Genomic DNA, 20559 nt, shown 5'->3' on the forward strand with positions numbered 1-20559 from the left:
ATGAGCGCGGCGCCTACACGCCTCCCACCGGAGATGCGCCGCGGAGTTTTGATCCGCGCCGACCCGTGCGGGGCGAGCGACCGATCCCGGTGACGCTGATCCTGAGCGTGCTGGTGCTGGCGGCCCTGGTGGCGGCGATCTTCATGTTCTACCGGTCAGGCGTGCGCCAGGCCGCCGAGGCGCCGCAGGTGGTAGGTGCCCCCATCGGCGGGATAAAGGCGCCTGCGACGCCGGAAGCTCAACCTCAGGACCCGGCGGCGGGCTTGCAGATCTACAAGGCCGACGACGGCGGTGCGATCGGGGCGGCCCCGCCAGAACCGGCGTTTGTGGCGCCGCCCGAGCAGCCCCAGGCGCGGCCGACAGCTCCTGTCGTTGTGACCCAGGTCCCGTCAGCCGCCACAGCCCAGGCCCTGAAACCGGCGATTCCGGGGCCAGCCGTGATATCGCCGCCGCCCGCCGCGAAACCTGCGCCACCGCCGGCGAAGGCGGCGCCCGCGCCGGTCAAGCCTGCGCCTTCGCCCAAGGTCGCCCCGCCCGCCGAGATCAAGAGGCCGTCCACGCCGGAGCCCAAGCCGACCTCCGCCGGCGGTGCGGCAGTGCAGATCGGGGCGGTCTCGTCCACAGCGCTGGCGGACAAGGCATGGAACGACGCCGTGGCCGCCGCGCCCGGCCTCGGCGCCGGCAAGGGAAAGAGCGTCGAGAAGATCGAACGCAATGGTGGAACGCTCTATCGCACGGCGGTCACCGGGTTCGCCACGAAGGCCGACGCGCAGGCGTTCTGCGCAAGACTTCAGGCGGCCGGGAAGAGTTGCTTCGTCCGGTGACGGTGGCGGCCTGTATCCTGGGGTGTTCCGGTCTGGTCCTGACGACGGAAGAGGTGGCCCTGTTTGCGGACGGCCAGCCATGGGGCTTTATCCTGTTCGGGCGAAACATCGCCTCGCCCGATCAGGTGCGCGCGCTGACCGCAGCCTTGCGCGAGGCCGTGGGCCGAGAGGATGCGCCGGTGCTGGTGGATCAGGAGGGCGGGCGCGTCCAGAGGCTGGGGCCGCCGCATTGGCGCCGCTACCCGCCGGGCCGCGCCTATGGAGCCTTGAGCCGGCTCGATCCTGAGGCGGCCGTGGAGATGGCCGGGCTTGGCGGTCGCCTGCTGGCCCAGGATCTGGCGGCGGTCGGGATCACGGTCAACTGCGCTCCGGTGCTGGATGTCGCCAACCCTGAGGGCCACGACGCCATCGGTGACCGGGCAATCTCGGATAATGCCGCCGATGTCACCCGGCTGGCGCGGGCGCTGGCCGAAGGCCTGCTGGCCGGTGGCGTGCTGCCTGTGATCAAGCACATGCCGGGGCAGGGGCGTGCACAAAGTGACAGCCACCATGAGGCGCCGGTGGTGAAAGCGGACCGGGCCCAGCTCGCCGCCTGCGATCAGGCGCCCTTCCGGGCTCTGGCCGACCTTCCCATGGCCATGACGGGGCATGTGATCTTCGCAGACATTGACCCGGCGCGACCGGCCACAATCTCGCCCACAGTCATCAACGATGTCATCCGGACCGCCATAGGGTTCGACGGCCTCTTGATCACCGACGATCTATCGATGGCGGCCCTTGAAGGCGACCCCAATGAGCGGGCGCGGGCGGCGCGGGAGGCGGGCTGTGATGTGGCGCTCTATGGCCCCGGTGATATGGCCGGGGGCAAGTCGGTGCTCGCCGGCGCAGGCACGTTGACAGGACCATCAGCCCGTCGGGTCAGAGCCGCCCTTGCGCGGCGGGTCGCGCCGCCCATGCCGTTTGACGCCGCGGATGCCCGGGCTCGCTTCGACGCGGCGTTTGGGGGAAGGTGGGCGGCATGAGCCAAGGCTTCCAGCCCTCCCTGGATTTTGCCGCTGCGGTGACTGCTGCGGAAGACGGCGAGGCGCTGATCATCGACCTTGAGGGCTACGAGGGTCCATTGCACGTCCTGTTGGCCCTGGCGCGCAGCCAGAAGGTGGATCTGCTGCAGCTCTCGATCCTGAAGCTTGCGGATCAGTATCTGGCCTTCGTGCAGGACGCGCGGCGACGCCGGTTCTCGCTGGCGGCGGACTATCTGGTGATGGCGGCCTGGCTGGCCTACCTCAAATCCCGGCTGTTGTTGCCAAAGGTCGAGCAACCGCGCCCCGAGGAAGCGCCCGCCGAGGAGATCGCAACGCGGCTGGCGTTCCGGCTGGCCAAGCTGGAGGCGATGCGTGAGGCGGCCGAGCGTTTGTTGGCGGGGGCGCAGCTGAAGCGCGACGTTTTCGGGCGCGGAGACCCGGAGGCGATCCGGATCATCCCGTCGGGCCAGTTTGAAGGCGACCTCTATGGACTGATGAGCGCCTACATCGGCCAGCGCCAGAGGGAGGCGCAGCGCAGCTACAAGCCCGCAGCCCCGGTGGCCTATCCGCTTGAGGACGCCCGCGAGCGGCTGCGTCGTCTGTTGCCCGATCTGGACCGATGGACGGCGCTGAACGGCATCGCGCCGGCGGGCACGCCCACGGCGGGGCCCAGCCGGGCGTCCTATCTGGCGTCGACGTTGTCGGCCAGCCTGGAACTGGTCAAGGAAGGCGATATGGAGGCGCGCCAGCTCGAGGCGTTTGCCGACATCTTTCTTCGGGCGCGGAAGGGCGCGGATGTCGCATGAGATCGATAGCCCTGTCCTGTCTGCCGGATTTATTGGCGCCCTTCTCCGCCCCTGTCGGGTTACTGATGTCACGGGCTTCGATAAGGCCCGGGCCTGCCCTTCGCCCCTTGTGGGAGAAGGTGGGCCGCGAGAGCGGCTCGGATGAGGGGTCGCGCGGCGAATCCCGAAAAGGAAACAACACTTTCTGCCGGAAGGTCTATCGACCCCTCATCCGTCAGGCTTCGCCTGCCACCTTCTCCCACAAGGGGAGAAGGGTGACGTCTCAAGCCACTGATTTTACGGAAGCTGATAACCCGTCGGGGGAGGAAAGGGGTTGTCCTGCGCGTCTCTTGGCCCGGCGGTGGAGCCGGGGATGACCGACGTTACGACTGCCCGCGAGATCGAGGCCCTGTTGTTTGCCGCCTCAGGGCCGCTGAGCGAGAGTGATCTGGCGCGGCGGTTGCCGGAGGGCGCGGACGTGGCCGGGGCGCTGGCCGAGCTGGCGGCGCGATATGAGGGGCGTGGCGTGGTGTTGGCCTGCGTCGCCAACGCCTGGCGCTTCCAGACTGCGCAGGACCTGGCCTGGTTGATGACCGAGGAGCGCGAGGAGCCGCGGCGGCTTTCGAAGGCGGCCCAGGAAACGCTGGCGATCATCGCCTATCACCAGCCGGTGACGCGGGCGGAGATCGAATCGGTGCGCGGCGTGCAGGCCAGCCGCGGGACGCTGGATGTGCTGCTGGAACTGGGCCTGGTGCGGATGCGAGGACGAAGGCGCTCTCCGGGGCGGCCGGTGACCTACGGCACCACCGATGGCTTCCTGGAGCACTATGGGCTGGCGAGTCTGACGGACTTGCCGGGGCTGTCGGAGATGAAGACAGCGGGCCTGTTGTCGATGGATCTTCCGCCTGACTTCGCGGTGCCCGACCCCAATGCGCCAACTTTGGACGAAGATCCGCTGGACGCCGACGCGCCTGAGTTCCACGTCGATTATCTGGGCGAGAACGAGGGAACTTCGTAGCCCAGGCGCCTCACCATTGGCGTGACGGCGGCGGACGGACTATATAGCCTCACAAGGCATCGGGCGGCGGCGATCTGGCCCCGCGCAAGGAGAGTTCGGCCCATGGGCGCGTTCAGTATCTGGCACATCGCCGCCATCGTCGTGGTCGCGCTTCTGCTGTTTGGCGGGCGCGGCAAGATTTCCGGTATCATGGGTGACACCGCCAAGGGCATTCGCGCGTTCCGCGACGGCCTGAAGGGTGAGGACGCCAAAGAGGAGGCCAAGGCCCAGACGCTTCCGAAGGACGAAAAAGACAGCGCGCGCGGCTGAGGCCAGACGCTTTTCCACCATTTCGCGCCGGCCCGCCTTGATTGCGGCCGGCGCTTCTGTTTTAGGCCGCAGCCATGCTCCCCGAAGTCGGCATGTCAGAGCTCGTGGTCATCGCCATAGTTGCGTTGATCGTCGTGGGCCCGAAAGATCTACCCGTTCTTCTGCGCCGGTTCGGTCAGTTCATGGCCAAGCTGCGCGGCATGGCGTCGGAGTTCCGGGCCAGCTTTGACGAGATGGCGCGCCAGACCGAACTGGACGAGCTGCGCAAGGAGGTCGAGGCCATGCGCCGCGGCCAGTTTGCCGACATGGCCGATCACGATGAGGCGATGCGCTCGACCGTGGGTGAGATCGAGCAGAGCATGGCCGAGGTGGGCGTGCAGCTGCATCCGCCGATGAGCTATCAATATGAGACGCCGGAGCCGCCGCCGGTGGAGATCTCCGAAGTCGCCAAGCCCGCCCGCAAACCGCGCAAGAAGGCGGCCGCGCCGGTTGAAGCCACGGTGGTCGAGGCCGCGCCCAAGCGTCGCAAGCGCGCGCCCAAGACCGTCGAGGCGGGCTGATGAGCGTGGATGAGGACGAGATCGAGGCGTCACGCGCGCCGCTGATGGATCACCTGGTGGAGCTGCGCAGCCGCCTGATCATCTGTGTGGTGGCCATCGTGGTCGCATTCATCATCTGCTTTGCGTTTGCCGCACCGATCTATCTGTTCCTGCTGCACCCCTTCCAGATGGCGGCCCAGATGTACGCCGACTCCAAGGGTGGAGAGGCTACAGGACCCTTCGATCTGCTGTTTGTGCTGATCGGCCTGAAGGAGGCTCCGGCCGCCACCGGCGATCTACGACTGATGTTCACCGCGCCGCTGGAATTCTTCTTCACCAAGCTGAAGCTGGCTGGCTTTGGCGCTGTGGTGTTGTCGTTCCCCGTGCTGGCCTGGCAGGTCTACGCCTTTGTGGCGCCGGGTCTCTACAAGCGCGAACGCTTTGCGTTCCTGCCGTTTCTGCTGGCCGCGCCGGCCCTGTTCACCCTGGGCGGGGCGCTTGTCTATTACATCATCCTGCCCTTCGTTCTGTGGTTCTCGCTGAGCCAGCAGATCATGGGGGCGGGCATCGCGGTGGAGCTGTTGCCCAAGGTGTCGGACTATCTGACCCTGGTGACGACGCTCCTGCTGGCGTTCGGCCTCTGCTTCCAGTTGCCGGTGGTGCTGACGCTGCTGGGGCTGGCCGGGATCGTCAATTCGGAGATGCTGTGGAAGGGCTGGCGCTATGCCGTGCTCGGCGTGGTGGTGGTCGCCGCCGTGGTGACGCCGCCGGATCCGATCAGCCAGTTGCTGCTCGCTGTGCCGATCATCGCCCTCTATTTCGCCTCGGTCGGCTGTGTGAAGCTGATCGAACTGCGGCGGAAGAAGGAAGACGCGGCAGCGGGCACGGATGTCGCGCTGAGCTGACCTGTTCCGGCCTCCTTGCGAGCGATGGGGGAGGTTGGCGCCCTGTCCGACGCGCTCTAGAGAGAGCCGCCTAGCCCCAAAGCGGACACCATGCACGATATCCGAGCCCTTCGCGAAAAGCCCGAGCTGTACGAGCAGGCCTGGGCGGCAAAGGGGCTGTCCGGACAGGTGTCGAAGATCCTTGAGCTGGATGCCAAGCTTCGTGCAGCCCAGACGGCGGGACAGATCGCGCAGGCCGAACGCAACGACGCCTCCAAACAGATCGGCCAGGCCAAGGGTCGCAAGGACGAGGCCGAAGCCGCGCGCCTGATGGCGGTGGTTGAGGGCCTGAAAGGCGTTCTGGCCGAGCAGGCCGAGGCGGAGCGCGCGGCGAGCGAGGCGCTGCACGACATCCTGGCCAGTTTGCCCAATCTCCCCGCGCCGGATGTGCCGGTGGGTGCCGACGAGCACGACAATGTCGAGGTCCGGCGCTGGGGCGAACCCTTCGCCATCGCCAACCCGCGCGATCACGTCGATCTCGGTGAGATGTCCGGCCTGCTGGACTTTGAGGCCGCCGTGCGGATGAGCGGCGCGCGGTTTTCGGTGCTGAAGGGTGATCTGGCGCGACTGGAGCGGGCGCTGGGCCAGTTCATGCTGGATCTGCAGACGCGCGAGCATGGATACCTGGAAGTCTCACCGCCGCTGCTGGTGAATGACGCCGCGGCCTACGGCACCGACAAGCTGCCCAAGTTCGCCGACGACCTGTTCCAGACCACTGACGGCCGCTGGCTGATCCCGACGGCGGAGGTGCCGCTGACCAGTCTGGTGATGGACCAGATTGTGCCTGAGGAAGATTTGCCGCTCCGCTTCACCGCCTTGACTCCGTGCTTCAGATCGGAAGCGGGCGCCTCGGGGCGCGATACGCGCGGGATGATCCGGCAGCATCAGTTCTACAAGGTCGAGCTGGTCTCCATCGTGGCGCCGGAGCTATCCGAGACCGAGCACGAGCGGATGGTGGGGTGCGCCGAAGCGGTGCTGAAGCGGCTCGACCTGCCGTTCCGCACCATGCTGCTGTGCACCGGCGATATGGGGTTTGGTGCCCGCAAGACCTACGACCTGGAGGTCTGGCTGCCCAGCCAGGGCAAGTATCGCGAGATCAGCTCCTGCTCCAACTGCGGGGATTTCCAGGCGCGGCGCATGGATGCCCGCGCCAAGAAGGCGGGCGAGAAGGGCACGCGGTTTGTCCATACCCTGAACGGATCAGGCCTTGCCGTAGGACGCACCCTGGTGGCGATCATGGAGAACTATCAGGACGAGAACGGCCGGATCGCCATCCCGCAGGCCCTGCACGCCTACATGCCGGGCGTGTCGCACATCGGGGGGCAGGCGTGAGGATCCTCATCACCAACGACGACGGGATCCATGCCGACGGGCTGGAGGCCCTCGAGCGGATCGCCGCCAGGCTGACCGACGACGTGTGGGTATGCGCGCCGGAGTATGAGCAGTCCGGCGCCAGCCGGGCGTTGACGCTGGCCGATCCGATCCGCGTGCGGCAGCTGGCCGAGCGTCGGTTCGCGACCACGGGCACGCCTACCGACTGCGTCATGCTGGGCGTGAATGACCTGATTGTGGGCAAGCGGCCGGATCTGGTGCTCTCCGGTGTGAACCGGGGCGCGAATCTGGCGGAAGACGTGACCATGTCGGGGACGGTGGCGGGTGCCATCGAGGGGATGGCGCTGGGCGTGCCTTCCATCGCCCTGTCGCAGATGGGCTTCTATGAGCCTGGAACCAGCTACGAGGCCGCCGAGACCTTTGGCCCGGGGATCATCAAGCGACTGGTGGAAATTGGCTGGCCGAAGGACGTGGTGCTGAACATCAATTTTCCGAACGGCGATGTGAAGGACATCAAGGAGGTTGAGGTCACCCGGCAGGGCTTCCGCGACTTCCAGATCCGGCACAACGAGAAGCGTACGGACCTGCGTGGCCGGGAGTACTATTGGGTGGGTTTCAAGGCGCTGCGCTCCAGCCCGCCGGCCGGCACCGACCTGCGCGCGCTCTACGACGGCAAGATCTCGGTGACGCCGTTGCATATTGACCTGACGCACCAGAAGACCGTCCATGACCTCAAGGGTCAGCTGGGCGGGGCTCCGCCGAAGCTCTGAGTTATGACGGACGCAGCAGACAGTCCCGAGACGCAGATGGCGCGCCTGATCCTGGCGCTACGGTCGCAGGGCGTGACCGAGCCCAAGGTGCTGAACGCCATCGAGACGACGCCCCGGCCGCTTTTCACCCAGGCGCTGTTCAAGGATCGGGCGTTTGAGGATTCCGCGCTGCCCATCGCCTGCGGCCAGACGATAAGCCAGCCGTTCGTGGTGGGTCTGATGAGCCAGGCGCTGAAGATTGATCGGCGCGACCGCGTGCTCGAGATCGGCACGGGCAGCGGCTACCAGACCACCGTGCTCTCGAAGCTGGCGCGGCTGGTCTATACGGTCGAGCGTTATCGCACCCTGATGCAGGAGGCTGCGGGCCGTTTCAAGGAGCTGGGCCTCACCAATGTGATCACCCGGTTTGGTGATGGTGGCGAAGGATGGCCGGAGCAGGCGCCTTTTGACCGCATTATGGTCACAGCCGCGGCGCCAGATGAGCCCAAGGCTCTGCTCGGCCAACTGAAGCCCACCGGAATCCTGGTGGCGCCGATCGGGAAGGGACCTGTGCAGGTGCTGCGCCGCTATACTGGAGACGGGCAGGGAGGGTTTCAGATCGAAGACCTGATCGATGTCCGATTTGTGCCGTTGCTGGATGGCGTGGCCAAGGAACTCTGACCTTTTCGTGTTGGGGTGGATTGTGGGTTGGCGTGGGCGTGGGCTCACAGCCATGATCCCCACGGACGCCCCGACGATTCTTTGTCACTACCCCGGAGCGGCGATGACGCAGCACCTTAGACGAATTGCCCTGATCCTTCTGGCCGGCGCGGCCATGCCGACGCTGGCTGGCGTGGGTGTGGCCCAGGCGGCGACTGATGCGCCCAGCGTGGTCGGGGTGGATGCGGCCGCGCGCACCGGCGCGCCGGGGACCTATACGGTGAAGCGCGGCGACACGCTGGCCGAGATCGCGAGCAAACTCGATAGTGATATCGAGGAACTGGCCAGGCTCAACGGCCTGAAGTCGCCCTATCGACTGATGCCCGGACAGGTCATCAAGGGCCCGACGGCCGCGTCAAAGCCAGCGGCGAGATCGTCGGCGCGGACCCCCTCGAGGGGCGCCTCGGATGGCTATGTCGTGAAGTCCGGCGACACGCTGTTCGCCATCGCCAAACGCCTGGACACGACCGTGGAGGCCCTTCGTGCGGCCAACGACATGGGCCGGAGTTCGGCGCTGACGCCGGGGCGCAAGCTGACCATTCCCGGTTCGGAGGCGGCAAACGCGCCGGCTGAGGAGGCTTCGGCGCCGGTCGAGCGCAAGCCAAGGCCATCCAGCCGGATCACGGCGCCGGAGCCGCAGGAAGTCCCGGTTTCCGGGCGCTCGGTTACAGGTCGGGTTATCAACGTGGACACGCCTGGCGCCGTCTATCGCGTCAAGAAGGGTGACACGCTCGAGAAGATCGCGCGTCGGCTCGACAGTGAGATCGATGATCTGGCGCGCATCAACAAGCTGAAGAAGCCTTACCCGCTCCAGCCCGGCCAGCCGATCCGGGGCCCCGGCGGCTCGGCGAAGGCCTATGTGGTCGGTCGTGGCGACACCCTGGCGGAGATCGCGCAGCGGTTTGGGGTGAGTGTCGACAAGCTCAGGGCTGCGAACGGTCTGCGACGCGGGGCCTCCGTGGCGCCTGGCCGGAAACTGCGCCTGCCGGCGGGTTACAGGGATCGCGGTCCGATTGCTGATCCCGCGCCGGAACGTGCTCCACCGTCGGAGCCCCGTACGCCGTCCCCGGTTCAGGAGTCGCCGACGCCCTCCCGCACCCCGGATATACCCGGAGCGGGCCTTCCTGCCGCGCCCCAACCCTATGTGCCGCCACCGCGCCGGCCCTCGCGGCCGCCGCCCCAGACGTTCACCCCCCAGGGCACGGTCAACGGTGCGCCGGTGGCCAGCGCCCCGGTCAGCGACGCCCAGATCACCCAGATGGGCGCCGGTCGTTTCGCCTGGCCGATTCGGGGCGAGATCATCTCCGGCTTCGGGACCAAGGGGCCCAGCCAACGCAATGACGGGTTGAATATCCGCGCCAATGTGGGCGACCCGGTTCGCTCGGCCGCCGACGGCGACGTGGTCTATGCCGGCGATCAGGTGCCCGGCTTCGGCAACCTGGTGCTGGTCAAGCATGCTGACGGGTGGGTGACCGCCTACGGCCACCTGTCCCGGGTCGGGGTGCGCATGCAGCAGAAGGTCAGCCAGGGCCAGGAGATCGGCCAGGCAGGATCGTCAGGCGGGGTTTCCGAACCCCAGCTGCATTTTGAGATCCGCTACGCCGCCACGCCGCAGGAACGGGCGCGACCGATTGACCCGGGATTGGTGCTGCCGCGCTAAAGAGGCAGTGGCTTGCCCTGTTCTCCCGCCAGATCGCGGATGAATTGCCATGCCACGCGCCCGGACCTGGCGCCGCGCAGCTGTGACCATTGCAGGGCCCGCCGGTCGAGATCGGGCGTCTCCAGGCCGTAGCGTTCTGCATAGCCCTGGACGGCGGCCAGATAGGTCGGCTGATCCATGGGCGGAAACCCGATCCAGAGGCCGAAGCGGTCGGAGACGCTGACCTGTTCCTCGGCGTCCTCGGCGGTCGCGATCAGGCCCCGGTCTTCGTCGTGGCCGCGCGGCATCAGGTGGCGGCGGTTGGAGGTGGCGACGAACAGCACATTGGCCGGCGGTCCGGAGACGCCGCCCTCAAGCGCTGACTTCAGGTCCTTGGCCGAGGAGGCGCCTTCCTCGAACGAGAGGTCGTCACAAAGCACGACAAACCGCTCGGCGCGACGTCGCAGGGTGTCGAACAGGACGGGCAGGGCGCTGACCTGATCGCGGTCGATCTCCACCAGCCGCAAGGTTGGTTGCTCGGCGACGGCGTCGGTAAACGCAGCCTTGGCCAGTGAACTCTTGCCCGTGCCGCGTACCCCCCACAGCAGGACGTGGTTGAACGGCAGGCCGCGCGCGAAGCGCGCCAGGTTGCCGACGAAGCGCGCCTTCTGGACCTCGATGCCCACAAGCGCCGACAGAGGCATTGGATAGTCAGGCGCCGGATGAAATGTTCCGGTGGCCGGATCGTGCCGGAAAATGCGGCCATCCTGGAAGGTGGCCTCCAGCGGAATCGGCGGCGCCAGGCGCTCCAGAGCCTCTGCAATACGGGTCAAAAGCGGATTCAGGTCGATCTCCATGCCAAGACGCCATAGAGGCAAGCGGGTTCCATTGCAAAAGCGGGGCGCTGCGCATAGCTTCCGCCGACTTTCGCCGGGGGTCTTGTGTCCCGGTTCCTGCTCGCCATTTCGGAGAGGCCATGTTCGCAACCCCTGCCTACGCTCAAGCCGCCGGCGCCGCCGCCACAGGTGGCACCCAGGCCATGCTGCTACAGTTCCTGCCCCTCGTGGCGCTGGTCGTGCTGTTTTACTTCCTGATGATCCGTCCGCAGCAAAAGCGGATGAAGCTGCATCAGGCCATGCTGGCCGCCCTGAAGCGGGGCGATCAGGTGGTGCTGTCTTCCGGCCTGATGGGCAAGGTGGTCCGTGTCGAGGACAAGGAAGTCGGCGTGGAAATCGCCACCGGCGTCACCGTGAAGGTGGTGAAGGCGATGATTTCCGATGTTCGCGCCAAGGGCGAGCCCGCGCCTGCCAACGACGCCAAGGCCTAGAGCTGAAGCCCTGAAATGCTGACCCTCTCGCGCTGGAAGCTGATCCTCGTCGCCCTGGCGATTGTCTTCGGACTGATGTTCGCATTGCCGAATGCGTTGTCGCCAAAGGCGCGCGAGGGGCTGCCTGGCTTCCTGCCGCGTCAGACACTCAACCTGGGCCTCGACCTGCAGGGCGGCTCATACCTCCTGCTCGAGGTCGACACGAACGCGCTGCGTAATGAACGCCTGACCAACATGGTCGAGGATGTCCGGACCCAGCTGGGAGAGAAGAAGATCGCCTTCTCCGGCCTGGCGGTGGTGGGCGGCGCGGTGGTGCTCCGGATCACCGACCCGAACGATATCCCTGCGGCGACCCGCCAGCTTCGTCAGAACATCGGGTCTGAACTGGCCGGGGTGGCCGGCGGTCGGGACGTGACGGTGACGACCGAAGCTGATCAACGCCTGCAACTGGCCTTCGTGCCGGAAGCCTTCGCCGCCGAGGCCGCCAAGGCGGTGGAGCAGTCGCAGGAGATCATCCGCCGACGGATCGATGAACTGGGCACCCGCGAACCCAGCATCACGCGCCAGGGTCTGAACCGGATCGTGGTGGCGGCGCCCGGCGAGAGCGATCCGGAGAAACTGAAGTCCATTCTTGGCCAGACGGCGAAACTGACCTTCCATCTGGTCGACGAGACGGCGGACATCAATCAGGCCGTGGCCGGGCGTGTTCCTCCTGGTTCCATGCTGATCCCGGGCGATGATTTCCAGCCCTACTACGTGGTCAAGCGCCGGGCCCTGGTGACGGGGGAGATGCTGACCGACGCCCAGGCCGGTTTCGACCAGCAGCGCGGCGGCTCCATCGTGAATTTTCGTTTCAACGGCAACGGCGCGCGCCGCTTTGGTGACGCCACCACCGACAACGTGGGCCGGCGGTTCGCCATCGTCCTCGACAACAAGGTGGTCTCGGCCCCCAACATCAACGAGCCGATTACCGGCGGTTCGGGCCAGATCAGCGGCAACTTTACGACCGAAAGCGCCAACAACCTGGCCATCCTGCTGCGCGCCGGCGCCCTGCCGACGCGCCTGAATGTGGAAGAGCAGCGCACGGTCGGCGCCGAGCTGGGCGCTGACGCCATCGCGGCCGGCAAGATCTCCACCATCGTCGGCTTCGTGGCGATCATGGTGTTCATGCTGCTGTCCTACGGGCTGTTGTTTGGCGGCATCTCGGTGGCGGCGCTTCTGGTCAACGGCCTGTTGATTGTCGCGGCCATGAGCATCACCCAGGCCACCCTGACGCTGCCGGGCATTGCGGGTCTTATCCTGACCCTGGCCGTGGCCGTTGACGCCAACGTGCTGATCTATGAACGAATGAGAGACGAGATCCGCGCAGGGCGCAGCGCTGTGATGGCCATGGACGCCGGCTTCTCCAAGGCCATGAGCACGATCATCGACGCCAACCTCACCACTCTGCTTGCCGCGCTGATGATGTTCCAGTTCGGTGCCGGGCCGGTGAAGGGCTTCGCCTGGACGCTTTCAATCGGCGTTCTCACTTCGGTGTTCTCCGCCGTCCTCATTACCCAGGTGCTCCTGGCCTGGTGGTTCCGAACCGCCCGTCCCAAGACCCTGCCGATCGCGTAAGGCGAGAGATGAAAATGTGGCCCCTGATCAAGCTTCTGCCGGTCAAGACGAACTTCCAGTTCGTCAAGTTCGCCCGGTTCGCCGCCATCCTTTCGGCCATCGCTGTCGTGGCCGCGCTGACCCGGGGTTTGTTGCCCTTTGAGCCGCCTTGCGGCGGCCTGAACTGCGGCATCGACTTCAAGGGCGGCACGGTGCTGGAACTGACGACTGCGCCCAAGGCGGTGAACCTTGGTGCGCTGCGCGCCTCTGTGGATCGTCTCAATCTGGGTGATGTGCAGGTGCAGGCGTTCGGGTCGCCGACAGAGGCGCTTGTGCGCTTTCAGACCCCCGCCGGCGCCAATCCGGCCGAGACGGTCGACAGGGTCAAGGCGGCAGTCCGCGCGGGCCTGGGTGACGTCCGCTTCGAGCGCACAGATGTTGTTGGTCCCAAGGTTTCAGGTGAGCTCTTCCAGGCCGGTCTGATGGCCCTGGTGCTGTCGATCGGCCTGATGCTGATCTACATCTGGTTCCGTTTTGAGCTCCAGTTCGGCGTCGGGGCCGTGGTCGCCCTGTTCCACGACGTGTTCCTGACGTTCGGGATGATCGCCTTTACCGGGCTGGAGTTCAGCCTGTCGACGGTAGCCGCGATTCTGACGGTGATCGGCTATTCCATGAACGACACGGTGGTGGTCTTCGACCGGCTGCGGGAGAACCTGCGCAAGTACAAGACCATGCCCCTGCGTGAGGTGATCGATCTGTCGATCAACGAGACGCTATCACGCACGGTGATCACCGGTCTGACGGCGCTGCTGGCGCTGGCAGGGCTGGCCATCTTTGGTGGGCCGACATTGTTCGGCATGTCGGTGGTGCTGATGTTCGGGATCGTGATCGGCACCTATTCCTCGATCTATGTGGCTGCGCCTGTGATCCTGCTCTGGGGCGTGAAGCGCGGTGACGCGCCAGCCGAGCCGATCAAGCCGGCCAAGTCCGCGATCGTCCAGCGCTAGGCCGGTGGCCCGCGACGCGCCCAGTATCGACGCCTATGGCGACGGCGGGTTCCGCCTGGCGGGGGCGCGACACGACGGTTCGGTTCTGATCCTGCGGGACGAGGCGACATCCTGGACCGTCAGCGACATGTCCGGCGTGACTCTGGAAGCGCTGGCGCCCGTGCTGTCTGCGGGCGCGGGTGAGGTGGAGTTCGTGCTGCTGGGCACAGGCATGCGCAATGCGCTGCCGTCCCGCGAGGTGCGTGACGGCCTGCGTCTGGCGGGCATCGGGCTGGAGTTCATGGATACCCCGACAGCCGCCCGGATCTACAATCTGTTGACCTCTGAGGGGCGCCGGATCGCCGCGGCGCTGATTGCTATCTGATCCCTTTGGCGGGTCGCTTCCGCCCGGCTTCGAAACCGCCTATAGCTGCGTTTAGGGCTGGGACTCGAAAAGGGCATTCACATGGCAGGACTACTCGCCAATTTCCGTAACACGATGATCGTCAGCTTCGTGCTGTCACTGATCCTTGTCGGCGGCTACGCGGCGCACAACGGCGGCCTGGACACCACCTTCTGGACGGCGGCGTTCCGCTGGCTGCACACCTTCTTCGGCATCCTGTGGATCGGGCTGCTGTACTATTTCAACTTCGTGCAGATCCGGAAAATGCCGGAGATCCCGGCGGAGCTGAAGCCGGGCGTGACCAAGTATATCGCCCCTGAGGCCCTGTTCTGGTTCCGCTATGCGGCGCTGGCGACCTGGGTGATGGGTGTGATCCTGGCGATCAGCCGCGGCTACTTCGTGCAGGCCATGACGCTGGGCGCCATGGACGGGTTTGTCGTTCCGCAGCACACCTTCATCGGCGTGGGCATGTGGCTGGCGACGATCATGTTCTTCAACGTCTGGGTCTTCATCTGGCCGGCGCAGAAGATCGCGCTGGGCATTGTCGAGGGCGACGCTGACGCCAAGGCTGCGGCCGGGCGCAAGGCGATGCTGTTCTCGCGCACCAACACGCTGCTGTCGGTGCCGATGCTGGTGACCATGACCATGAACCAGACGATGTTCGGTTAGGATTCATCGGATATTTGCGAGGAGGCCCGTCATGATGGCGGGCCTTTTTCGTTGAGGACCCATGGACACCCCCGCCGAAGACCTCGACGACCTGATCCGGCGCGTGGATCCCGAGCGCTGGCTGTCCAGCCGGTTCATCGCGGACGAGGCGGTGCGGGCCGATGTGGTCGCCCTCTATGCCTATGACCATGAGCTGGCGCGGGCGCCGCGGGTGGCGTCCAACCCGCTGCTGGGCGAAATCCGCCTGACCTGGTGGCGCGAGATGCTGGATGAGGCGTTCGAGGGCCGCACCGTGCGCCGCCATCCGACCGCCCAGGCGCTGGCGGCCGTGATCGCCCGGCGGGGACTGGCGCGAGGTCCGCTGGAAGCGATGATCGACGCGCGCTACCGCGAACTGGATCCGGCGCCGATGACCCCCCTGGAGGGACTCGATTGGGCGCGCGACTGCGGCGGCCAGACGGCGTCGCTGGCGGTGGAGATTCTCGACCCAACATCGGCTTCCGAAATGGCGCTGGCGGCGGGTTCGGCCTGGGCGCTGAGCCGCAAGGTGACCGATACGCCGGAACTGACATCCGTGTTCGAGCAGACGCTGGCGACGGCCCGGACCGCCGTACGGCATCTGAGCGCGCCTGCGTTTCCGGCGGTGGCGCACCTGGTGCTGGCTTCCGGACCCGCGAAGTCTGAAGTCGCCAAGCGGATGCGATTGACGATCGCGGTCGCTCTGGGGCGGATCTGAGCCGTTCGCTCTGGGTGCGTCGCTCATGCGTCGTCGTTCAGGGCGGTACTGTCCCTTCGCCCCTTGTGGGAGAAGGTGGCCTCGCGGAGCGAGGTCGGATGAGGGGTCGCGCTGCGATTGCTCCAGCAGACCAGCAGGGTCTCCGGATAGGGTGATCAACCCCTCATCCGTCAGGCTTCGCCTGCCACCTTCTCCCGCAAGGGGAGAAGGGGTTTTACCCAACTAGTGGATATATTGAGGTTTTTTGCGCTTCAAATGCTATCCGCCATGGGGCTTTAGGCTATCCCGCCCACGTCGCCAGATCTGCCAGGGCCCTGTCGCCCATCATGCGCTTCTTGATCCGGGTTTTTTCCTTTGCGCCGAGCCGGTTGCCCTCGGCATCACGCTTTGGCGGTTCCATGGGGGGTAGCAGGCCGTAGTTGATGTTCATCGGCTGGAAGCTGGCCTTAGCACCCGTCAAATGGCCGCCGGTGATGTGGCCCACCAGGCCGCCCAGGGCGGTGGTCGGCGGTGGCGGCGTGATTGGTTGGCCCAGGCGTTCCGCCGCGGCGAACCGCCCGGCCAGCAGGCCGACCGCGGCGCTCTCCACATAGCCTTCCACGCCGGTGACCTGGCCAGCGAAGCGCAGACGAGGGTCGACCTTCAGGCGCAGGGTTTCGTCCAGCAGGCGCGGGCTGTTGATGAAGGTGTTGCGATGCAGGCCGCCAAGCCGGGCGAAGACCGCCTTCTCCAGCCCCGGGATCATCCGGAAGATGTCGGTCTGGGCACCGTGCTTCAGCTTGGTCTGGAAGCCGACCATGTTCCAAAGCGTGCCGAGTGCGTTGTCCTGGCGCAGCTGCACGACCGCCCAGGCCTTGGTCTGCGGGTCATGCTCGTTGGTCAGGCCGACGGGCTTCATGGGGCCGTGGCGAAGGGTCTCGCGGCCACGCTCGGCCATGACTTCGATGGGCAGGCAGCCGTCGAAGTAGGGGACATGCTCCCAATCCTTGAACTCCGACTTGGGTCCGGCCAGCAGGGCGTCGATGAAGGCCTCGTACTGGTCCTTGTCCATCGGGCAGTTGATGTAGGCGGCGGCGTCTCCGCCAGGGCCTTCCTTGTCATAACGCGACTGGCGCCAGGCCACGCCCATGTCGACGCTGTCCAGGTTCACGATGGGCGCGATGGCGTCGAAGAAGGACAACTGGCCCTCGCCGGTCAGTTCCAGGATGGCGGCGGACAGCGCCGGAGAGGTGAGGGGGCCGGTTGCCAGGATCACGCTGTCCCAGTCAGCAGGCGGCAGACCCGCCACTTCTTCGCGGGCGATGGTGATCAGGGGGTGGGCTTCAAGGCGGGCGGTCACGGCTTGCGCGAAGCCGTCGCGGTCCACGGCCAGTGCGCCGCCGGCGGGCACCTGGTGCGCATCGCCGCAGGACATGATGATCGAGCCCAGGGCGCGCATCTCGGCGTGCAGCAGGCCGACCGCATTACCGGTCCAGTCGTCAGCGCGGAACGAATTTGAACAGACCAGTTCGGCCAGGTGGTCAGTCTGGTGAGCGTCAGTGCCGCGCACCGGGCGCATCTCGTGCAGGATGACCGGAACACCGGCCTCCGCAGCTTGCCAGGCAGCTTCGGATCCGGCGAGCCCGCCGCCAACGACATGTATGGGTTTGATCGACATGCGTGGCTAACTAGCAACGAACGAGAAGGATCGCGAGCGGGGCCTTGCGGGTGTTGACCCGCGCAAGGCAAGGTTTTCCCCGAAGGGGCGGGCCGAGTCGCTTGGGGCCGCAGGATGAAATGTCACGATTTTCGCCGAGCAATGCCGCGCTTGAGGGGTTACGTCTAATTCGGAGTCATCCCGGCGTAATGCTTGCATGGAGCGCGGTCTATTTCGGCGGCATCCTGCTGATCGGCCTGACCATGATGGCGCTGTTGGGTCCGCAGTTCATCGGCCTGGCGCAGAAGGGCCAGCTACTGAACGGCGATCCGGCGGCGTTGGGCGACATGCTGGCCCAGTCATGGCCGGCGTTCATCCTGGTGCTGGGGATGACGGCGCTGCTGATGTCGCTGATCGCGGCCGGGGTAATGCGTCTGGTACTGCGTCCCGCCGAGCCGGGGTTCGCCCATCTGCACCTGAGCCGCGACGAATTACGCCTGACGCTCGCCAATCTGGCATGCATTGGCATTTATGCGGTGTCCGGGATCGTGGGCGTGGTGTTCTCGACTGGTGCGGCCCAGAGCGGCGCAGTCGGGGTATTCATCACTGCCGCGATTACCTTGGGCTTCGCTGTCTGGATCGGCGTGCGGCTATGCCTGCTGTTGCCGATGGTCTTCGTCGATGGCCGAATCGCGTTCCGCAAGGCTTGGACAGAGACTAAGGGCCGCTTCTGGCCGCTGCTGGGGATGATCAGCCTGGCAGTGGTGTTTTATGTCGCGCTCTATGTCGGCTTCAGCTTAATCAGCGTGCTGGTCGTGAGGCTGTCGGGCGGCCAGGCGGCGATCCAGGACATTGCGCGCCTGACCCCGATTTCGGCGATCGCCGCCGTGATCACTCTGATCATGCAGTTCCTGCTACAGGTGCTGCAGATCGTGATGATCTATGCGCCGTTCGCGGTGGCCCAGCGCGAGGTGGACCGGCTGGACGCTGACCCAGCCTACGCCGCGCCCGACCTTCGTGCGGCCGAGCACGGCATCCACCCGTTCTTCGCCACCTATGACGAGGCGTTCTCCAGCTGGTCTGGCGCGATCAGCGCCTCGTATCACTGGTCGGCGTTGGGGTATTGGTTCCTGAGCTTCATGGTCCTTGTGGTGTTCGGGGCGGGGCTGGTGATCGCGGTGAGCCTGTTCGGCGATCCTTCTGCGGCGGCCGGGGCCGAGGTGCTTGGCGTGTTCGCCCTGACCATCCCGCTCAACCTTATGCTACTGCTGTCCACCACCAAGCGCGGCCGTAGCGCGGGAATACCGGGTTGGCTGACGGCAGTGCTGCTGCCGTTTCTGCCGTTGGTCGCCTTGATCTACGCCTTCCTCCCCGTACGGGCCGCCGCTCAGGCCTGAGCGCTGGGCCGCGCCGTTACCCGGGCGTGCCAGGCTTGCACATTCGGGAAATCGTCGCCGACCGGCAGGCCGATCCAGTCGGCGAAGTCGATGGTGCAGAGCGCGCAGATGTCGGCCATCGTATAGGTCTCGCCGGCGATGAACGGCTTTTCGGCCAACTCGCGATCCAGCCACTTCAGGCTGCCTTCGTAATTCGCGCGGTTCGATTCGCCGAAGTCCTTGAACTGCGTCAGCAGCGCCGCGGTGCGCGGGTGGGCATGGCGCCAGAACATGCCGACGGGGTTCATCAGCACGAACTCGACCCGGCGAATCCACATGTCGACATGAGCGCGTTCCAGCGGCGTCGTACCGAACAGGGCGCCGCCGGGGTTGGTGTCATCCAGATACCGGCAGATGGCGACGGTCTCCGAGATTGCCGTCCCGTCGTCGAGCACCAGGGTCGGAATCTGGCCCAGCGAGTTTCTGGCCCGGTGCTCGTCGCTCTTGTGTTCGCGCTTCATCATGTTGACGAGCGTTTCCGACAGGTCGAGCCCCTTCTCGGCGATGAAGATGCGCACGCGGCGGGGGTTCGGAGCGGGATTTGGTGCGCCATAGAGGATCAAGGGTCGTCTCCTGCAGGTTTGGCGCGGACGCTATTGGGAACGCCGTGGCGTGGGAAGGGTCTTGGAGTGTCAGGCGGACCTGGGCGTGGCGTTGCCGAGCGCCGGGTTGCAAATACAAGGTCGACTTGCCGCGACGGGCAGTGAAATCTGCAGCCGTGCGAGAGCGGGGGAAAATATGAAGCGTATCCTGGCGCGTCTGAAGCCGGCGTGGCGCTGGATTGCCCGGGTTTGTACGCCCTCGGACGCAGCCTGGACGGGCGCGACCTGGGGGCTGATCGGCTTCTGGGTCTTCATCGTCCTGTCGTTCCTGCTGCACGATGTCCTGCCCGACTTCGCAGTGGGAAAGGTGGCCGGACTGGCGGCGATGGTGGGCGCGCTGGTGCTGGCCGGGCTGGGCGCGCTGCTGGCGCTCATGGTGCTGAATCTGTTGCGACCCGGCTATCGACTGGCCCTCGCCCTGGCCCTGCCGCTGACCGTCATGACCCTGATCAACGTCTGGGACAACAAGGGCGCGGCCATCGCCACGGCCCTTTTGATCGCGGGGGTCAGTTTGATCGCGGGAGCCGGGACGGCCCTGGTCCGGCGCGGACGGACAGGGCGGCCCTATGGGTCTGTGGTGTTCCTGGGCCTGGGTCTGGCCGCCATCGCGACGCTGGTCGTCGGCATGGCGCGGACGCCGAAGGAGCCCAATCCGACACTGGCCAACTATCAGCTGTCCGGCGAGACGCTCGACCTTCCCGACCCCGGCCGCCCTGGCCCCTACAAGGTGCGCTACATGACCTATGGGGGCGGGGCCGATCGCCATCGCCCCGAATATGCCGGCAGGGCGACGTGGCGGTCCCGGCCGGTGGATGGTTCGAAGCTGGACAAGGAGTGGGACGGGCCCGTCGGCTGGCTCCGCACGCTGTACTGGGGTTTTGATCCGAAACGCTTCCCGGTGCAGGGCCGGGTCTGGGCGCCGGAGGGCCCGGGGCCGTTCCCGCTGGTGCTGATCGTCCACGGCAACCACGCGATGGAGGACTTCTCTGACTCCGGCTATGCGTACCTGGGTGAGTTGCTGGCCAGCCAGGGCTTCATCCTGGTCTCGGTGGACGAGAACTTCCTGAACTCCTCGCTCAGCGACATGGTCGATCCGATCAACAGTCGACCGTCAAAGGAGAACGACGCGCGCGGCTGGATGCTGCTGGAGCATCTGGTGCAGTGGCGGGGCTGGAACGCCGATCCTGCCCATCCGCTCTACGGCAAGGTCGACATGGATCGGATCGGCCTGATGGGTCACTCGCGCGGCGGCGAGGCGGTGGCGGTGGCTGCAGCGTTCAACAAGCT

At 66.2% G+C, this 20559-nt stretch carries 21 protein-coding genes and 1 pseudogene; 19 read left to right on the plus strand and 3 right to left on the minus strand.

Features of this window, described 5'->3' with window-relative positions; translation table 11 throughout:
- The 11 genes from ACIQ42_RS05355 to ACIQ42_RS05405 all read left to right on the plus strand — a co-directional run.
- A partial coding sequence (locus tag ACIQ42_RS05355) for an SPOR domain-containing protein (RefSeq protein ID WP_397421178.1) occupies window positions 1-824 on the plus strand: 824 nt, incomplete at its 5' end.
- Entirely contained in the window at window positions 809-1846 is a 1038-nt protein-coding gene (gene nagZ / locus ACIQ42_RS05360) for a beta-N-acetylhexosaminidase (protein ID WP_397421179.1), read from the plus strand. The genes ACIQ42_RS05355 and nagZ, both read left to right, overlap by 16 nt.
- Window positions 1843-2652 carry a segregation and condensation protein A gene (locus ACIQ42_RS05365; protein WP_397421180.1) on the plus strand — a complete coding sequence of 270 codons (810 nt, stop codon included), beginning with the start codon at window positions 1843-1845 and terminating at the stop codon, window positions 2650-2652. Before nagZ ends, ACIQ42_RS05365 begins: the two co-directional genes overlap by 4 nt.
- Before the next feature lie 352 nt (window positions 2653-3004).
- Window positions 3005-3649 (plus strand): SMC-Scp complex subunit ScpB, encoded by a 645-nt coding sequence (gene scpB, locus ACIQ42_RS05370; protein ID WP_397421181.1) that lies wholly within the window; start codon window positions 3005-3007, stop codon window positions 3647-3649.
- A 102-nt stretch (window positions 3650-3751) separates the two neighbouring features.
- A complete protein-coding gene (locus ACIQ42_RS05375; protein WP_397421182.1) occupies window positions 3752-3958 on the plus strand; it encodes a twin-arginine translocase TatA/TatE family subunit in 207 nt (68 codons plus the stop codon).
- Window positions 3959-4032: 74 nt separating this feature from the next.
- Complete coding sequence (gene tatB, locus ACIQ42_RS05380; RefSeq protein WP_397421183.1) at window positions 4033-4518, plus strand: Sec-independent protein translocase protein TatB; 486 nt, start codon at window positions 4033-4035, stop codon at window positions 4516-4518.
- On the plus strand, window positions 4518-5402 hold the full coding sequence (gene tatC / locus ACIQ42_RS05385) for a twin-arginine translocase subunit TatC (protein WP_397421184.1): 885 nt from the start codon (window positions 4518-4520) through the stop codon (window positions 5400-5402). Before tatB ends, tatC begins: the two co-directional genes overlap by 1 nt.
- A gap of 90 nt (window positions 5403-5492) precedes the next feature.
- Window positions 5493-6773: a serine--tRNA ligase gene (gene serS / locus ACIQ42_RS05390; protein ID WP_397421185.1), complete on the plus strand. Its 1281-nt coding sequence runs from the start codon at window positions 5493-5495 to the stop codon at window positions 6771-6773.
- The gene (surE, locus tag ACIQ42_RS05395; protein WP_397421186.1) at window positions 6770-7543 is read left to right on the plus strand and encodes a 5'/3'-nucleotidase SurE; all 774 of its coding nucleotides are present in this window, start codon (window positions 6770-6772) and stop codon (window positions 7541-7543) included. Before serS ends, surE begins: the two co-directional genes overlap by 4 nt.
- Window positions 7544-7546: 3 nt before the next feature.
- Window positions 7547-8203, plus strand: coding sequence for a protein-L-isoaspartate(D-aspartate) O-methyltransferase (locus tag ACIQ42_RS05400; protein ID WP_397421187.1), 657 nt, complete (start codon window positions 7547-7549; stop codon window positions 8201-8203).
- A gap of 103 nt (window positions 8204-8306) precedes the next feature.
- Complete coding sequence (locus ACIQ42_RS05405; RefSeq protein WP_397421188.1) at window positions 8307-9902, plus strand: LysM peptidoglycan-binding domain-containing protein; 1596 nt, start codon at window positions 8307-8309, stop codon at window positions 9900-9902.
- Here ACIQ42_RS05405 and ACIQ42_RS05410 read toward each other — a convergent pair.
- A complete protein-coding gene (locus tag ACIQ42_RS05410) occupies window positions 9899-10738 on the minus strand; it encodes an ATP-binding protein (protein ID WP_397421189.1) in 840 nt (279 codons plus the stop codon). The two genes, ACIQ42_RS05405 and ACIQ42_RS05410, sit on opposite strands and share 4 nt — an antisense overlap.
- Window positions 10739-10857: 119 nt before the next feature.
- On the opposite strand from ACIQ42_RS05410, the gene yajC reads away from it, so the two are divergent.
- The 6 genes from yajC (at window position 10858) to ACIQ42_RS05440 (ending at window position 15598) form a co-directional block, all read left to right on the plus strand.
- Complete coding sequence (gene yajC, locus ACIQ42_RS05415; protein WP_397421190.1) at window positions 10858-11208, plus strand: preprotein translocase subunit YajC; 351 nt, start codon at window positions 10858-10860, stop codon at window positions 11206-11208.
- A 15-nt stretch (window positions 11209-11223) separates the two neighbouring features.
- On the plus strand, window positions 11224-12825 hold the full coding sequence (gene secD / locus ACIQ42_RS05420) for a protein translocase subunit SecD (RefSeq protein ID WP_397421191.1): 1602 nt from the start codon (window positions 11224-11226) through the stop codon (window positions 12823-12825).
- A gap of 14 nt (window positions 12826-12839) precedes the next feature.
- Window positions 12840-13811, plus strand: a complete 972-nt coding sequence (gene secF, locus ACIQ42_RS05425) for a protein translocase subunit SecF (RefSeq protein ID WP_397421192.1) — start codon at window positions 12840-12842, stop codon at window positions 13809-13811.
- Window positions 13812-13815: 4 nt separating this feature from the next.
- Window positions 13816-14175, plus strand: a complete 360-nt coding sequence (locus ACIQ42_RS05430) for an Mth938-like domain-containing protein (RefSeq protein ID WP_397421193.1) — start codon at window positions 13816-13818, stop codon at window positions 14173-14175.
- An 81-nt stretch (window positions 14176-14256) separates the two neighbouring features.
- On the plus strand, window positions 14257-14862 hold the full coding sequence (locus ACIQ42_RS05435; RefSeq protein WP_397421195.1) for a urate hydroxylase PuuD: 606 nt from the start codon (window positions 14257-14259) through the stop codon (window positions 14860-14862).
- Window positions 14863-14923: 61 nt separating this feature from the next.
- Complete coding sequence (locus tag ACIQ42_RS05440) at window positions 14924-15598, plus strand: squalene/phytoene synthase family protein (RefSeq protein WP_397421196.1); 675 nt, start codon at window positions 14924-14926, stop codon at window positions 15596-15598.
- Window positions 15599-15878: 280 nt separating this feature from the next.
- Here ACIQ42_RS05440 and trmFO read toward each other — a convergent pair whose 3' ends face one another.
- Window positions 15879-17255, minus strand: a complete 1377-nt coding sequence (gene trmFO / locus ACIQ42_RS05445; RefSeq protein ID WP_397421197.1) for a methylenetetrahydrofolate--tRNA-(uracil(54)-C(5))-methyltransferase (FADH(2)-oxidizing) TrmFO — start codon at window positions 17253-17255, stop codon at window positions 15879-15881.
- A 188-nt stretch (window positions 17256-17443) separates the two neighbouring features.
- Here trmFO and ACIQ42_RS05450 point away from each other — a divergent pair, with 188 nt between their 5' ends.
- On the plus strand, window positions 17444-18631 hold the full coding sequence (locus ACIQ42_RS05450; protein ID WP_397421198.1) for a hypothetical protein: 1188 nt from the start codon (window positions 17444-17446) through the stop codon (window positions 18629-18631).
- Here ACIQ42_RS05450 and ACIQ42_RS05455 read toward each other — a convergent pair.
- Window positions 18622-19233, minus strand: a complete 612-nt coding sequence (locus tag ACIQ42_RS05455) for a glutathione S-transferase family protein (protein WP_397421199.1) — start codon at window positions 19231-19233, stop codon at window positions 18622-18624. The two genes, ACIQ42_RS05450 and ACIQ42_RS05455, sit on opposite strands and share 10 nt — an antisense overlap.
- A 175-nt stretch (window positions 19234-19408) precedes the next feature.
- Between ACIQ42_RS05455 and ACIQ42_RS05460 the strand changes: the two are divergent.
- A pseudogene (locus ACIQ42_RS05460) lies at window positions 19409-20559 on the plus strand (hypothetical protein); the annotation flags it as partial.

Source organism: Phenylobacterium sp. (genome assembly GCF_044372605.1).
GTDB lineage: Bacteria > Pseudomonadota > Alphaproteobacteria > Caulobacterales > Caulobacteraceae > Phenylobacterium.

Excerpts from the sequence above, each read along its gene's own strand:
- secD (WP_397421191.1), top strand. The coding sequence starts at position 11,224 with ATGCTGACCCTCTCGCGCTGGAAGCTGATCCTCGTCGCCCTGGCGATT.
- ACIQ42_RS05375 (WP_397421182.1), top strand. The coding sequence starts at position 3,752 with ATGGGCGCGTTCAGTATCTGGCACATCGCCGCCATCGTCGTGGTCGCG.
- yajC (WP_397421190.1), top strand. The coding sequence starts at position 10,858 with ATGTTCGCAACCCCTGCCTACGCTCAAGCCGCCGGCGCCGCCGCCACA.
- ACIQ42_RS05405 (WP_397421188.1), top strand. The coding sequence starts at position 8,307 with ATGACGCAGCACCTTAGACGAATTGCCCTGATCCTTCTGGCCGGCGCG.
- scpB (WP_397421181.1), top strand. The coding sequence starts at position 3,005 with ATGACCGACGTTACGACTGCCCGCGAGATCGAGGCCCTGTTGTTTGCC.
- tatB (WP_397421183.1), top strand. The coding sequence starts at position 4,033 with ATGCTCCCCGAAGTCGGCATGTCAGAGCTCGTGGTCATCGCCATAGTT.
- trmFO (WP_397421197.1), bottom strand. The coding sequence starts at position 17,255 with ATGTCGATCAAACCCATACATGTCGTTGGCGGCGGGCTCGCCGGATCC.
- ACIQ42_RS05400 (WP_397421187.1), top strand. The coding sequence starts at position 7,547 with ATGACGGACGCAGCAGACAGTCCCGAGACGCAGATGGCGCGCCTGATC.
- serS (WP_397421185.1), top strand. The coding sequence starts at position 5,493 with ATGCACGATATCCGAGCCCTTCGCGAAAAGCCCGAGCTGTACGAGCAG.
- ACIQ42_RS05440 (WP_397421196.1), top strand. The coding sequence starts at position 14,924 with ATGGACACCCCCGCCGAAGACCTCGACGACCTGATCCGGCGCGTGGAT.
- secF (WP_397421192.1), top strand. The coding sequence starts at position 12,840 with ATGTGGCCCCTGATCAAGCTTCTGCCGGTCAAGACGAACTTCCAGTTC.
- tatC (WP_397421184.1), top strand. The coding sequence starts at position 4,518 with ATGAGCGTGGATGAGGACGAGATCGAGGCGTCACGCGCGCCGCTGATG.
- ACIQ42_RS05410 (WP_397421189.1), bottom strand. The coding sequence starts at position 10,738 with ATGGAGATCGACCTGAATCCGCTTTTGACCCGTATTGCAGAGGCTCTG.
- ACIQ42_RS05435 (WP_397421195.1), top strand. The coding sequence starts at position 14,257 with ATGGCAGGACTACTCGCCAATTTCCGTAACACGATGATCGTCAGCTTC.
- ACIQ42_RS05365 (WP_397421180.1), top strand. The coding sequence starts at position 1,843 with ATGAGCCAAGGCTTCCAGCCCTCCCTGGATTTTGCCGCTGCGGTGACT.
- ACIQ42_RS05450 (WP_397421198.1), top strand. The coding sequence starts at position 17,444 with ATGCTTGCATGGAGCGCGGTCTATTTCGGCGGCATCCTGCTGATCGGC.